We start from the raw sequence: 15,189 nt of genomic DNA on the forward strand, positions 1-15,189 counted from the left end.
GCGATGGTGCTGCGCATCTTATCGTTCCAGAAGTGACGGTAAGCAACAAAGGCAGCATTAACGGTCGTGGCTTTAATGTCGCCACTTGCATCGACAATAGCGTCCTGAGCAGCGGCGAGACCCACGTAACGTGCAACATCACCGGTGGTATAGCTGAACTTCAGGTCATCGGCGCCGATTTTGACCATACCGGACAGGCTGACACCGAATCCATTAGCGGTTTCGTCTACACCGTTTTGTGCACCATCCTGTACCGCAAACTGGCGGGCAATGGCGGCAACGGTAAACGCATGATCACCGGCCTTCAGGTTATAACGGGCAACGATATCAGGCAGACCGGAATCATCGGTTGTCAGTGTACCTGGCGCTCCTGGGGCGGCAGGTGCTGTAACAAGTGTGGTTTCCGGGTTTTCCAGAGCAAACTGGAAGTCACCCATGGTGTAGCGGATCTGTGCCTGACGGTTAAATACAGTACCGTCACTTACGCCGAGAAAGTCTACGGTTTCTGGCAGGGCGCCAACGTTCATAAACGTCGACCAGGTCTGACCAAAAGTCAGATTGTTATAGGTGAAGAACGCATGGCGCAGACGTGGACTGTTGGAATTGGAAACCACCTCGTTACCGGATGTGGTCAGAAAATCCATTTCAATAAAACCGGTTACTTTCTCACCGCTGTCGGTGGTGGTAACGGTTTTAAAGTTCAGACGTGACGATTTGGCACTGAAGTCGACACTACTGGTTTCTTCGCCGGTACCGCCACTGGTTTGTATGGTTGACGGTACATAAAAATCACGACCCAGGCTGCCTGCGCCAATATCACCATCGGAATAGGTGCTCATCATGGCGTCCATCTTGATATAGCCGCCATAGCTGAACTCGGTATTTGCTGCCTGAACAGCCATCGGCAGTGCCGCGGCCAACAGAATTGCAGAAGTCTTACGCATGTCGCTCTCCTTATTATCATAGTTGTGCCTGCTCACTATGGTGCACAGTTTCTGTGCGACGACATTAGCCAAAGGTCGAAGCTGCAAGGCGTTAAGTAGAAGTACTTACTAACTCTCTGCTGAACTACGGATAAGTGTCGGCGCTTTACAGCAGCAGCGGGAACGGACCTTTGTGTGCCGTTCTGGTGCGGATGAGCGGTGGGTATGAGCATATTTCCGTCAAGCAGCTTATACCGTTAACTTCAGTCGCTTCAGATCTTTGGTTGCATGTTATTCATTCGGGACAGGCACAGGTGAATATCCGGGGTAATATGCGGACTGATCAGTTTTCCTTTAGATATCAGCAAGATAAGTAATAAAGAAACACTGGTTCAGCGTTTCATTCAGGGGTATTAAACAGATACTGGTATTTGTATTCCGGCACACAGCCGGAAAGCGGATGCCTGGTTTAAAAGGGATGCATCAGGGCAATCTGGCCAGAAGTAAGGGAGCTGAAGGTTGATCGTCTGTAATCCGCGCCTGATTGCCCGGTTTTTTCGCCGATAGACCATTGTCTAATTTGGGGAAGAGCGGCCGGTCACTCAATATGAGTCATAAGATATACATTGCCGCCGGGCACTAGCGAGCTTTAAAAATAATCACTTAGGGAGAACGCTATGAGCGACCAGAAGGTTTATCCAGTCAAACCGGAATTTGCTGATTCCGCCTGGATTAACAACGAGAAGTATCTGCAGATGTACCAGCAGTCCGTCATCAACCCGGAAGGGTTCTGGCGTGAGCAGGCAGAACAGCGTATTGACTGGATAAAACCTTTCACCCGTGTGCGCAACGTGTCGTTTGACGATCACAACGTCAACATCAAATGGTTTGAAGACGGTACGCTGAATGCCTCAGCCAACTGTCTGGATCGCCATCTGGAAACCCGCGGTGATCAGACCGCCATTATCTGGGAAGGCGATGATCCGGGTCAGGATCGTCATATCACCTATAAAGAGCTGCATGAAGAAGTTTCCCGCTTTGCCAATGCGCTGCGTGGTCAGGGCGTACGCAAGGGCGATATCGTCTGTATTTATATGCCGATGATTCCGGAAGCCGCGGTTGCCATGCTGGCCTGTACCCGTATTGGTGCCGTTCACTCGGTAGTATTTGGTGGTTTCTCGCCGGATGCTCTGGCGGGTCGTATCGAAGACAGTAACGCCAAAATCGTCATCACTTCAGACGAAGGTGTGCGTGGTGGCAAGAAAGTGCCACTGAAGGCCAACGTGGATGAAGCGCTGACCAATCCGGCGATCCGCTCACTGGAAAAAGTGATTGTGGTTAAACGCACCGGCTCTGATGTCGCCTGGCATCCGGCCCGCGACGTCTGGTATCACGATCTGGTGAGCCTGGCTTCTCCGCATTGCCCGGCAGAAGAAATGGGCGCTGAAGATCCGCTCTTTATTCTGTATACCTCCGGCTCCACCGGTAAGCCTAAAGGTGTGTTGCATACCACCGGTGGCTATATGGTGTGGGCGTCTATTACCCACCAGTACGTTTTTGACTATCACGATGGCGATATTTACTGGTGTACCGCCGATGTGGGCTGGATTACCGGTCATACCTATCTGCTGTACGGACCGCTGGCTAATGGTGGTACGACCCTGATGTGCGAAGGTGTGCCGAACTATCCGGACATCAACCGTTTCTCGCAGATTGTTGATAAGCATCAGGTCAACATTCTTTATACCGCACCGACCGCGATCCGCTCGCTGATGGCCGAAGGCGCGAAAGCCGTTGAAGGCACGCACCGTGAATCCCTGCGTCTGCTGGGTTCGGTGGGTGAGCCGATTAACCCGGAAGCCTGGGAATGGTATTACCGTACTATCGGTGAAGAGCGTTGCCCGATTGTCGATACCTGGTGGCAGACTGAAACCGGCGGCATCATGATCACCCCGTTACCGGGTGCTACCGATGCTAAACCAGGCTCAGCAACCCGTCCGTTCTTTGGTGTGCAGCCAGCACTGGTAGACAACTCCGGTATGCTGCTGGAAGGTGCGGTTGAAGGTAACCTGGTGATGATCGACAGCTGGCCGGGTCAGGCCCGTACTGTATACGGCGATCATGAGCGTTTTGTGCAGACCTATTTCTCTACTTTCCGTGGCATGTACTTTACCGGTGACGGTGCGCGTCGTGACGAAGACGGTTACTACTGGATTACCGGCCGTGTGGATGACGTGATCAACGTATCCGGTCACCGCATGGGTACCGCTGAAGTAGAAAGTGCGCTGGTTGCACACCCGAAAGTAGCTGAGGCTGCGGTGGTGGGTTATCCGCACGATATCAAAGGCCAGGGTATCTACGTATACGTCACTCTGAATGCCGGTGAAGAATCGAGCGAAGAGCTGGTGAAAGAACTGCGCAACTGGGTGCGTGCCGAAATCGGTCCGATTGCGGCACCCGATCTGATTCAGATTACCCCGGGGCTGCCAAAAACCCGTTCAGGCAAAATTATGCGCCGTATCCTGCGTAAGATTGCTGCTAACGAACATGATTCTCTGGGAGATATTTCTACTCTGGCCGATCCGTCGGTGGTGGAATCACTGATCGACAAGCGCCTGAATCGCGGATGACCAGCACGGATGATTAAGTCATCATTGCGTGTCTGACGGAGCTGCCCAGAGAATTCTCTGGGCAGTTTTTTGCGTTTTTACAGTGGACACAAGCATCTGCTGATAAAATGTCGCACAATAACAATAGTCAGCGGTTAAACCGCTGAGCAGGATTCTCCGGAGGGGACTATGCAGCTCGCACAAAAAATCATCATTGCTGATGATCACCCATTATTCCGCACGGCTATGCAGCAGGCGGTTAAACAGCTGGTGCCCGATGTTACGATTGAACAGGCAGAATCGCTGCCGGAATTGCAGCAGGTGGTGGAGCAGCATAAAGACGCCGATCTGATTCTGCTGGATCTGCAGATGCCGGGAGCGCACGGTTATTCCGGGCTGGTTTTTCTGCGGTCACATTACCCGGAAATTCCGGTGATCGTTGTCTCGGCCTGTGAAGATCCGGCCATTATGTGTCAGGCGATCGATCATGAAGCGTCCGGTTATATTTCCAAATCGTCACCGCTGGAACATATCGCCAAAGCCATTGAAATGGTGTTACAGGGGGATATCTATCTGCCCGATGCTGCACGTCGCCATCAGCATCAGCCAAACCAGAATGCGCTGGATCTGGCTGAACGTCTCGCCAGTCTGACACCACAACAGTTCCGTGTACTGACCATGATGTCGGAAGGCATGCTGAACAAACAGATCGCCTACGATCTGGACGTCAGCGAAGCCACCATCAAGGCTCATGTAACGGCCATTTTCCGTAAACTGGGTGTGCGCACCCGTACCCAGGCCGTTATTTCGGTGCAGAGTCTGGATTTTGAAAAACCGGATACCCTGATGGCAACTCAGGTCTGACCGTCGTCTGCCAGTCAGAAGCAGCATAAAAAAACAGGAGCCATTGCTCCTGTTTTTTTATGCTCTTGCCGCCGTTTATGCTCTGGTCGGCTGCCGCATTATTCAGCGGATAAGACGGCGGATCAGAGCGCGTAATGCCGCAGGGCGTACCGGTTTTTTCAGGAAATAGAAGCCGAGAGATTTGGCTTCTTCTGCAACTGACGGTCGTGGATCGGCTGAGATTAATACGCCGGGAATATCCTCATTAAAATGACGGCGCAGCATCGACATTACCTGCAGGCCGGTGACGTCGTTGTCGAGCTGGTAATCAGCGAGCATGATTTGCGGCTTGAATGGCACCTGTTCAGCTTCGTGCTCGTCGCTGCAACTGAAAACCTCACATTGCCAGCTGCTGAGCAGGGCATTCATACCGGCCAGAACTTCAGCGTCATTATCAATACAGAAAGTCTGTAAGCCCTCAAAACTGCCGGACACCCGCGCCTGCTGGTCGCGGTTATCCTGCTTCACCACATCGGCTTCGGTCAGTGGCAGGGTGATACGGAAGAGGGTGCCATTACCCACCCAGGAATCGACTTCCACGCTGTGTCCCATACGCTTAGCCATACGATCAACAATGGCGAGCCCCAATCCCAGTCCTTTGCTGTCCTGCTTGCCCTGATTAAGACGTTTGAATTCGCCAAAAATCTCCCCCAGCTTAGAGCGCGGAATCCCCGGACCGGTATCCCAGACTTCGATAACCAATTGCTCACCGCGCTTACGGCAGCCAAGCAGAATGCCGCCTTTATGGGTATAGCGCACGGCATTGCTGAGCAGATTCTGCACGATACGGCGCAGCCAGTGCGCGTCGCTTAATACCCAGTAATCACAGGGGCGGAAACGCAGCACCAGACCTTTCTCCGCCGCCAGTGCGGTAAATTCATCACGCAGGGGTTTTAGCACGGCACTTAACTGAATAGGCCGCAGGCTGGGTTCAATAGCTCCGGCATCCAGTTTGGATATTTCAACCAGCACCGATAACACATCTTCAGCCGATTGCAGTGAGCCTTCCAGATGGGTCAGCAGATGGCGTTGCTCCTCCGATAAATTGTGCTGGGCCAGGGTCGAGGCAAATAATTTAGCGGCATTTAACGGCTGCATCAGATCGTGTCCGGCAGCGGCCAGAAACCGGGTTTTACTGGTATTGGCTTCGATCAGCTGCGAGGTCAGGTCATCCAGCTGCTGGGTACTTTTTTCGACGCGGCGTTCAAGGCTTACATTGGCTTCTTTTAAAGCCTGTTCGGCTTTACGGTGAACCGTAATGTCAGTGAAGCTGGTAACAAAACCACCATCCGGCATCGGATGGCCCTGCATGGATATCACTACACCATGCGGCAGCAGGCGTTCAAACTGATGGGCGGAGCCGGCACTTAAAAAACGCATTCTGCGTGCAACCTGCTGCTCTATGCTGCCGGGGCCGCAGAAACCGCGCTCGGCATTAAACGCAATAATGTCGGCAACCGGCTTGCCCACCTGAATAAAGCCCGGAGGGTAATTAAACAGCTCCAGATAGCGCCGGTTCCAGGCCACCAGATTGAGATTACGGTCAACCACGCTGACGCCCTGATGCAGATTTTCTACCGCAGCCTGCAATTGCTCGCGGCTCATGGCAAAGGCCTGACTGGCTTCGCTGGCGAGGAAGGCCAGATCGCGGATCTGAATCTGCTCGCCACCTAATAAGGTCGAGAAGATAACCCGTGCAGAAGATGAGCCGACCACCGAGGCCAGTAATTTCTCGGCATCGTGCAGCAAATCGCTGGATGCCATGGCATGGTCGTACTGAATACCGTGATGAGCCTGATAGTCGGCAAAAAAAGATTCAGTTTTTTTGTAGCCCAGAATCCGCTCCAGCACCACGCGAACATCATCCACTTTGCAGGTGAACGACGGAGCCACCTGATTACCCGGATTCAGAGCCTTGGTGCTGGTGAAGTCGGAGGCCAGCATACGTTCCCGCACAGAGGCGTTGGTGACCACCGAGAAGAAAATATACAGCGATACGTTAACCGACAGGCTTAGTATCACGCCGAAACTGAAATCATCCAGATTCAGTCCCAGCATCTGATAAGGCGTTGTATTGCTCTGTTCAATGCCCTGCGCCAGTACCGGCCAGAGCAGGGTATAAATCCAGATAAAGGTGCCACTCAGTAACCCGGCAATAGCGCCCTGACGATTACCTCCCTGCCAGATCAGACCACCGATCAGTGGTGGGGCAAATTGCGCGACGGCGGCAAAAGACAACAGGCCGATAGCTGCCAGCGATTCAAATTCCCCGACCATGCGGTAAAACAGATAGGAACCCAGAATCATGACCACAATCACCATGCGGCGCACGGTCAGTACCAGTGTGCGCACACTGGATGATTGCTGAATATCACTCTGTTGTTGGGTATTACGGAAGAACGCAGGCAGCACCAGCTCGTTTGACACCATGGTGCTGATGGCAATGGTTGCCACAATGATCATACCGGTCGCCGCGCTGCCGCCACCGATAAACGCAATAATGGCCAGAACGTCCTGACCGAGGGAAACCGGCAGGCTGAGTACATAGGTGTCCGGAGCAAATCCCAGATCGCGCATAAATAAATGGCCGGTTAAGGCGATGGGGACAACAAACAACAGCATCAGCACCAGATACAGCGGAAACATCCAGCGTGCGGTATGAATGTGGCGCACCGATTCATTCTCGATGACACCAACCTGAAACTGACGTGGCAGGCAGAGAATGGCAAACCCGGCCAGCAGGCTTTGCAGAATAAAGGCAAGGGAGATCACATCGCTGTTAAACAGCGCATGGTCGGGCATCACTGTTTTGGACAGGGTGAATAAATCCAGCGGCGAGTCGAACAGGGACGTCATCACCCAGATTCCCACCGCGAGAATCGCCAGCAGTTTCACCATCGATTCAAAGGCAACCGCCAGAATCATCCCCGGATGCTGTTCGCTGGCGTCAATGTCGCGGGTACCAAACACAATGACAAACAGCGCCATCGCCCAGCTGATATGAAAGGCGGTGTCCTGCCAGAAAAAAATCGGGCCGCCGCTGTCGGCGCCCAATGGCTGTGTGACCAGCTCAAAAGTGGTGGCAATGGCTTTGAGTTGCAGTGCGATGTAAGGCACAACACCAAGCACTGCGACGATGGTTACCAGAATGGCGAGGGTGTGATCACGGCCGTAACGGGTGGCAATAAAGTCGGCAATGGAGGTCAGGCGTTTTTCTTTGGCAATGCGGATGATTTTCCCCAGCATGCGCCAGAAAAAAAGCAGAAACAGAATCGGGCCGATATAAATACTGAGGAACATCCAGCCGCTGGTGGCAGCCATGCCTACAGCACCATAAAAGGTCCAGGAGGTGCAATAAACCGCCAGCGACAGACTGTAAATCATACCGGTGTTGTGCACCGGTCTGCCGCTGTGAGCCCGGCGGTCGCCGTACCAGGCAATACCGAACAGCGTGCCAATGTATAACACAGAAATTGAAATGAGCTGCCAGGCCGGAATCATAGCTTTCCTTGTTGTATTTTTTTTGCCTCTGGGGAGCTTAACACGAGCCCCTGTTTTCACTCTGCGTCACTGTCCTGATCTTAGACCAAGGTCGTACAGGGTGAAAGATCCGGCGGCGTACTTCCTGAGACTATGGTCGGGCTGGGGGGGCGGGCCCCGTTGAGTAGAATGCCAATGAGTTATTCATTGTCAGGAGTCAGGCATGCAGTCCGATGTCTACCAAAAAATTAAAGATCACCCGGATTTTCAGATCCTGGTGGCAAAGCGCAAATCCTTTGCCCTGAAACTCTCCGCCATTGTGCTGGTGATGTACTTTTCTTTTATTCTGCTGGTTGCTTTTGCTCCCGGCGTTCTGGCCGAGCCGGTTGCTCAGGGCAGCGTTACCACCTGGGGAATCCCTATGGGTGTCTTTATTATTATTTCATCGTTTCTGCTGACCGGTATTTACGTTAAACGTGCGAACACCGAATTTGATGAAGAAAATCAACGCATCATTGAAGAATGTCTGAAGGGTTAAGGAATCCGTATGTTTAAACGTTTGAAACCCTTTGCATTATTTCCACTATTGTCCCTGAGCAGTCTGGCTTTTGCCGGCGATGCTATCAGCGGGGCCGTAGAGCAGCAGGCCACTAACTGGTCGGCCATTATTATGTTTCTTATTTTTGTGGCCTTTACGCTGGGTATTACCGTCTGGTCCAGTCGTCGCACCCGTTCCGCCGCCGATTATTATGCGGCTGGCGGTGGTATTACCGGTTTTCAGAATGGTCTGGCCATTGCCGGGGATTATATGTCGGCGGCATCTTTTCTGGGGATTTCCGGCCTGGTGTATTTATCCGGTTTTGACGGCCTGATTTATTCCATCGGCTTTCTGGTCGGCTGGCCACTGATTCTGTTTATGATTGCCGAACGGCTGCGCAATCTGGGCAAGTTTACTTTTGCCGATGTGGCTTCGTATCGTCTTGGACAGACCCAGATCCGTACGCTGTCGGCTGTTGGATCGCTTTGTGTTGTTTCTCTTTATCTGATTGCCCAGATGGTTGGTTCGGGAAAACTGATTCAACTGCTGTTTGGCTTGCCGTACGACTATGCTGTCGTGCTGGTGGGTATTCTGATGGTGCTGTACGTCACCATGGGCGGTATGCTGGCTACAACCTGGGTACAGATTATTAAAGCGGTATTACTGTTATCCGGTGCCAGCTTTATGGCCCTGATGGTACTGGTTTATGTCGGTTTTGATATGGGCAATTTATTCCAGCAGGCAACCGAAGTTCACGAAAAAGGCATTGCCATTATGGGGCCGGGTGGTCTGGTATCCGATCCGGTATCTGCGATCAGTCTCGGTATTGCGCTTATGTTTGGTACTGCTGGTCTGCCGCATATTCTGATGCGCTTCTTTACCGTGGCTGACGCCCGCGAAGCGCGCAAGTCCGTTTTTTATGCCACCGGATTTATCGGCTATTTCTATATTCTGACCTTTATTATCGGCTTTGGCGCTATCGTTCTGGTGTCGACCAACAGTGAATTTCTTAATGAAGCCGGCGCTTTAATCGGCGGCAACAATATGGCTGCAATCCATCTGTCAAAAGCAGTGGGTGGTGACTGGTTCCTTGGCTTTATTTCTGCGGTTGCCTTTGCCACCATTCTGGCGGTGGTTTCGGGACTGGCTTTGGCCGGAGCTTCGGCGGTGTCTCATGATCTGTATGCCAATGTCTTCCGTCCGGATGCAACGGATGAAGAAGAAGTTCGGGTGTCGAAAATTACCACGCTGGTGCTGGGTGTGATTGCGATAGGGCTGGGTATTTTATTCGAACAACAAAATATCGCCTTTATGGTCGGTCTGGCCTTTGCTATTGCTGCCAGTGCGAATTTCCCGGTGCTGTTTCTGTCGATGTACTGGCAGCGCCTGACCACACGCGGAGCCATGATCGGTGGCTGGCTGGGCCTGTTAACGGCTGTTTCTCTGGTTATCCTTGGACCGATTGTCTGGGTGCAGATTCTGGGTAATGAAAGTGCGGTATTCCCATATAAATACCCGGCCTTGTTCTCGGTCATTGTTGCCTTCGCCGGGATCTGGTACTTCTCAATCACAGATAAATCAGCCGCCGGAGCACAGGAGCGGGAGAAATTTGATCAGCAGTTTGTGCGCTCGCATACCGGGTTGGGTGCGGCACAGGCAGCGGATCACTGAACCTGTTTTATAGGTGTAAACAGGTCTGAGAATATTGGCCGGTTTTGCCGGCCTGTACGATTGCCTCGAGCTGGGGCTCCCCTTGGCACCGTCCTGTGACGGTGTCTTTTTTATTTTATACTGAATGGAAAGCGGTGCTGTCGCCGCAGAAAGGAGACAGGTTATGACGATTCAGATAAACCTTAACCAGCCGCCGTTCAGTTTTTTGTCTGAGCAGCAACTGGGGTGGTTAACCAAGCGCCTGGATCTGGTTTTCTTTGCTGCCGGTGCGGTTATTCTGGATGAGGGAGATGTGTCTCCCGGGGTCTACATCGTCTACAAAGGTGTGGTCGAAGAAACCGATAAAAGCGGCCAGCAGGTTTTTTCCCAGTATGGCAAAGAGGATATCTTCGACGTACGTGCCGTACTGGAATCTTCCTGTAAACACCGCTACACCGCGATAGAAGAAACCCTCTGCTATTTACTGCGCGCCAAAGATTTTATTCAGCTTCTGGATGAATCCAGTGATTTTTCTATCTATTTCAAAACCGATCTCGGCACCCAGGAAGAACTGGTCGATCAGCGCAGTAATGATGTCTCTGAATTTATTCTTGCCCGCATCGATGAAGACAGTGTACGCCCGCCGGTTTATGTTACCGGCCAGACCAGTCTGGCGCGGGTTGCGGCCATTATGGAAGAGCAGAAATATGACGCAGTACTGGTTCGGACCGCTCGTCAGGTCGGCATAGTAACCGGCACCGATTTACTGCGCGCCACTTTGCTCGGCGATAAAACCAAGCAAAGTAAAGTGGCTGATATTGCTCAGTTTGATCTGGTCGAAGTGAAATACGGAGATTTTCTGTTCAGTGCGCTGCTGAAGATGACCCAGCATCATATTGAGCGGGTTATTGTCACCCGTGATGGCGATATCGTCGGTATGCTCGAACTGATGGATATGCTCAGTGTGTTCTCGACACACTCTCATGTTATTGCCATGCGTATTGAGCAGGCCAAAACCATGAAGGAACTGGTGGTGGCTGCCCGGCGCCTTGAGGTTCTGATCGACAGCCTCAGTACCCAGGGGGTAAAAGTCGTGGCGATTATGGAGCTGATTACCACACTGAACCGCCGCCTGATGGAGCGGGCATTTGAGCTTATTTTCCCCAAACGGCTACAAAAGAGTGTGTGCATTCTGGTTCTGGGCAGTGAGGGCCGGGGAGAGCAGATACTGAAAACCGATCAGGACAACGCCATTATCCTGCAGAATGAGCATGACCGTGAAGCGGTGCAGCCGCTATTGCAAAACCTGCATCAGGCGTTGCTCGACTTTGGTTATCCGCCCTGTCCGGGGGGCGTCATGTTTATTAACGACAGCTGGATTAATACCGTTGACGGCTGGGTCGGCAAAGTACAGCGCTGGATGCGCTCTGGTCGTCCGGAACCCATGATGAATATGGCGATTTTTATGGACGCTGAACCGGTATGCGGGAACCGGGAGTTATTTGTACCGGTAAAAGCCAGCTGGCAGACCGAGGCACTGCGCTCCAGTATGACATCGGCCTGGTTTGCCAAACCAGCCCTGCAGTTTGAAACGCCGCTGACTTTTCTGGGTAAAATCCGCGAAGACCACGGCACCATTGATATTAAAAAAGGCGGCATTTTTCCATTGGTTCACGGTGTTCGTGCGCTGGCATTTGAATATGCCATCAGCGACTGCAATACCCTGCAACGACTGGATAAATTACAGGCGCTGAACGTTCTGGACGATGAAACAACCCAGGGCCTTAAAGATGCTTTACTGTTCTTTTTACGCATCCGTCTGCGCCAGCAGCTGGAAAGCGGGTCGGATAATCCGGGACTGACACAGCAACTGCAGCTTAACAGTCTGCGCAGTGTTGATCGCAGCTTGCTGCGTCATGCGCTGCACCGGGTTAAAAAATTCAAGCAATTGCTGGTCAATCATTATCATCTGGAGAATTTCTGATGGCGCCGTTCTGGTTGCTGAAAAAGCTGCCGGGTTATATGCCACCGGAAGGGCGCTGGCGTCATCTGGCCGAGCCTTATGATGGCGATGAAGTGGTGGTGCTGGACTGCGAAACCAGCTGTTTCGATAAGAAAAAAGGCGAGCTGCTGAGTGTCGCCGCGGTACGGGTAAAAGGTGGAGAAATCCGCCTGTCAGAAGCACTGGATCTGACCATTAATTCCAATGCTGTAACTGACCCCAATGCGGTGCGGGTGCATTATCTGCGGCGCGAAGACCGGCGTCAGGGCGTTGCTGTTTCGGAAGCGATTGAGAAGGTTCTGGATTTTGTCGGAAACCGGCCAATCTGTGGTTTTTATATCGAATATGACCGCGCCATCCTTAACCGCTATATCAAACAATTGCATAATTTTCAGTTGCCGAACCGCTTTATCGAGGTATCTGAACTCTATGTGCGCCAGAAGCGTAAATATATCCCCGAGCTGCAGCTGGATCTGACCTTTGAAGGGCTGGCCAAAGATCTGAAGGTTCCCATTATTGAGCGCCATACCGCCATGGGAGATGTGATCTCGACCGCACTTATGTATATCAAGCTGACGCATTTCAATCAGCGCAGCTGATATGCTGCCCGCCGGATCTCATACTTTGCGCTAAGGCCGGTTTGCAACTATTTTTAAGCGATGGTTGCAGATGACTGAGGTGGTAAGTGTGGCGATTATTCCGGCAGGGACATGGCGGCCCGTCATGGGCTGAGCAGGTTCTGACAACGTTTCTGTTGTTATCCTTTATTCAGGTTCATTCTGTCCGGGCTGAGCCTGAGTCTGGGCTGGTGCTGGAATTTCACGATCAGCAGGGCAAACCCCTGGCAGATGTTGTCGTCAGTGTGCGTGGAACGTCTGTCAGAAAGGCCCCGGCAGGAAATATCCCGGTAGCGGTGATGGATCAGGTGAACAAACAGTTCCGGCCTTCTGTTCTCATTGTTCAGCAGGGGCAGCGTGTCAGCTTTCCCAACAGCGACAATATCCGTCATCATGTTTACTCCTTTTCGTCTCCGAAAATCTTTGAAATCCGTTTATATGCCAACACACCAAAAGAGCCGGTACTGTTTGATCAGCCCGGTCTGGTTGTGCTGGGCTGCAATATTCATGACCAGATGGTTGGTTATATCTATGTTAGTGACGGCGCCGATACCTTCATCAGTAACGGGGATGGACGAATCCGTATACCTGATCTGCCGGCAGCATCAACGCTGAGCGTCTGGCACCCCAGATTGTCGCTGAATGAGAATGAGCGGCAGACTCTGACTCTGCAGCAACTGAACACCATGCCCCGGACTGACGGGCATATACAAATAACACTGTCACTGGCCGTTGCTGCGCCAGAGCAGCATCAGGAGGGGCAGGGCTTTGGTAATAAACTACGCCGCTGAGGCCACAGCATGAGGCTGAATACCTTCCGCAGCCAGATTCTGCTGCTGACCGCCGGTCTGACCGCCCTGACCTCGTTGTCGATTCTGACACTGGTACTTTACAGTGCTGGTGAAACCATCCGCAGCAAAGTAAATAATGACCTGAGCGCGGCGGTGGAGGTGTTTAAAAACACCGTTGCCATGCGTCAGCAGCAGCTGCTGACGTCGGCCGAAATACTGGTCTCTGACTTTGGTTTTAAGCAGGCGCTGGCCAGCCAGGATAAGGCCACGGTGGCGAGCATGCTGGAAAATCATGGTTCCCGTATCCGTTCTGATCTGATGTTTCTGGTGGATGTCAACGGTCAGGTGACGGCCAGTACTGACAGCGATGTGCGTGAAGGTGAACAGTTCAGCTACGCCCCGGCACTGGCACAATCGCTTAAAGGTGAGGTCAGTGCCGATTTTTTTGTGCTGGGAAATCATATTTATCAGTTGCTGCTGATTCCGGTGCAGGCGCCGCGGGTGATTGCTATTGCCGGGGTTGGCTTCCGTATGGACGAGACTCTGGCGCAGCAACTGGCCCGCAGCAGCGGTATTGAGGTTACCTTTGTTGAACAGCAAAGCCTGGGTATGCGCTCTCCGCGAGGGGTCAGTAATCTGGTGTATTCATCATCGCTGTCCGGGGATGAGCAGATTTTGCAGGCGATGAGCTCCCCTGGCTATGCACAGGCTTTGGGTTACTGGGGGAATGACGCTGCACAGCGTTTTGCCAGTCAGTGGCTGACCATATCGCGTCACGATACGGTACCGGTAAGCGTGGTGCTGTCTGCTGATCTGCGCTCCTCTTCTGAGGGATATGTCCGTTTACGTAACCGTATTCTGCAACTGGCACTGATTATTGTTTTATTGGCGGTGGCAGGCAGTACTCTGATGGCACGCCGTTTAACCGTACCGCTGAAGCGGCTGGTACGTGATGCCCGGGCGATAGCCCGCGGGGAATATCACAGCATCGATCCGCCACGCAGAGCCAATAATGAAATTCAGACTCTGGTTTCCGCTTTCCGTACCATGAACAATGACCTGGCTGGCCGTGAGCAGAAAATCCGTTACCAGGCGTTGCATGACAGCCTTACCGGTCTTCTGAATCGCGTCAGCATGCTGAGTGAGCTCGAGCAGCGGGTAGAGACTGGTGAGTCATTTATGCTGGCCGATGTGAATATCCGCGGATTTAAAAACATCAATGATTCGTTAGGCCCGGATGTCGGTGATGGCTGCCTGACCCGCGTCGCGCAGCGGCTGGCTGCGCTCAGCCAGCAAGGAGCGCTGGCACGGGTGGCGGGCGATGAATTTGTTCTTTTAATTCCATGTCCGGATACGGCAACCAACCTGTGGGCTGAGGCGCACGGCTGGAAAATACTGCACAGTATGGCGACACCAGTGAATGTGAATGGCATCAGTGTGAATATTGATGTCAGGGTCGGGTTGGTGTTGTTTCCGGCACAGGCCAGCACCGCCGCGCAGTTAATCCGGCGTACAAACATCGCGCTGGAACATGCACGCAGCCATAAGCTGTCGCTGTTTTTATATGAAGACGGCATGGATCAGCAACACCTGCAGAAACTGCATTTTCTGAAATCGTTAAAGCAGGCGCTGAACGACAATGATGGCCAGTTACAGATGTACTATCAGCCGCAGAA

General features: G+C 52.5%; 10 protein-coding genes. 8 read left to right on the forward strand and 2 right to left on the reverse strand.

Translation table 11 applies throughout. The annotated features are described in order from the left end of the window. Positions 1-944, reverse strand: a 944-nt coding sequence (locus B3P58_RS17120) for a DcaP family trimeric outer membrane transporter (protein ID WP_286719281.1), incomplete at its 3' end; no start/stop codon positions are given. Between the two features lie 656 nt (positions 945-1,600). On the opposite strand from B3P58_RS17120, the gene acs reads away from it, so the two are divergent. Continuing rightward, entirely contained in the window at positions 1,601-3,553 is a 1,953-nt protein-coding gene (gene acs / locus B3P58_RS17125) for an acetate--CoA ligase (RefSeq protein WP_145469396.1), read from the forward strand. Positions 3,554-3,721: 168 nt separating this feature from the next. Further along, entirely contained in the window at positions 3,722-4,396 is a 675-nt protein-coding gene (locus B3P58_RS17130; RefSeq protein ID WP_145469397.1) for a response regulator transcription factor, read from the forward strand. A gap of 102 nt (positions 4,397-4,498) precedes the next feature. Here B3P58_RS17130 and B3P58_RS17135 read toward each other — a convergent pair whose 3' ends face one another. Next, the gene (locus B3P58_RS17135; protein WP_286719283.1) at positions 4,499-7,819 is read right to left on the reverse strand and encodes a PAS domain-containing hybrid sensor histidine kinase/response regulator; all 3,321 of its coding nucleotides are present in this window, start codon (positions 7,817-7,819) and stop codon (positions 4,499-4,501) included. A 319-nt stretch (positions 7,820-8,138) separates the two neighbouring features. On the opposite strand from B3P58_RS17135, the gene B3P58_RS17140 reads away from it, so the two are divergent. The 6 genes from B3P58_RS17140 to B3P58_RS17165 form a co-directional block, all read left to right on the forward strand. Then, entirely contained in the window at positions 8,139-8,453 is a 315-nt protein-coding gene (locus B3P58_RS17140; protein ID WP_230330670.1) for a DUF485 domain-containing protein, read from the forward strand. A gap of 9 nt (positions 8,454-8,462) precedes the next feature. Further along, the gene (locus B3P58_RS17145) at positions 8,463-10,124 is read left to right on the forward strand and encodes a cation acetate symporter (RefSeq protein ID WP_145469400.1); all 1,662 of its coding nucleotides are present in this window, start codon (positions 8,463-8,465) and stop codon (positions 10,122-10,124) included. Positions 10,125-10,287: 163 nt separating this feature from the next. Further along, positions 10,288-12,087 (forward strand): DUF294 nucleotidyltransferase-like domain-containing protein, encoded by a 1,800-nt coding sequence (locus B3P58_RS17150; RefSeq protein WP_286719286.1) that lies wholly within the window; start codon positions 10,288-10,290, stop codon positions 12,085-12,087. Further along, complete coding sequence (locus tag B3P58_RS17155; RefSeq protein ID WP_145469402.1) at positions 12,087-12,704, forward strand: 3'-5' exonuclease; 618 nt, start codon at positions 12,087-12,089, stop codon at positions 12,702-12,704. The genes B3P58_RS17150 and B3P58_RS17155 overlap by 1 nt, the downstream gene beginning before the upstream one ends. 86 nt (positions 12,705-12,790) lie before the next feature. After that, complete coding sequence (locus B3P58_RS17160; RefSeq protein ID WP_286719288.1) at positions 12,791-13,513, forward strand: methylamine utilization protein; 723 nt, start codon at positions 12,791-12,793, stop codon at positions 13,511-13,513. Positions 13,514-13,522: 9 nt separating this feature from the next. Continuing rightward, positions 13,523-15,189: diguanylate cyclase domain-containing protein (locus B3P58_RS17165; RefSeq protein ID WP_286719290.1), on the forward strand; the 1,667-nt coding region annotated here is incomplete at its 3' end.

The sequence above is a fragment of the Thalassolituus sp. UBA2009 genome, from assembly GCF_002335285.1.
In the GTDB taxonomy this organism is placed as follows: Bacteria; Pseudomonadota; Gammaproteobacteria; order Pseudomonadales; family Oceanobacteraceae; genus Venatoribacter; species Venatoribacter alkanivorans.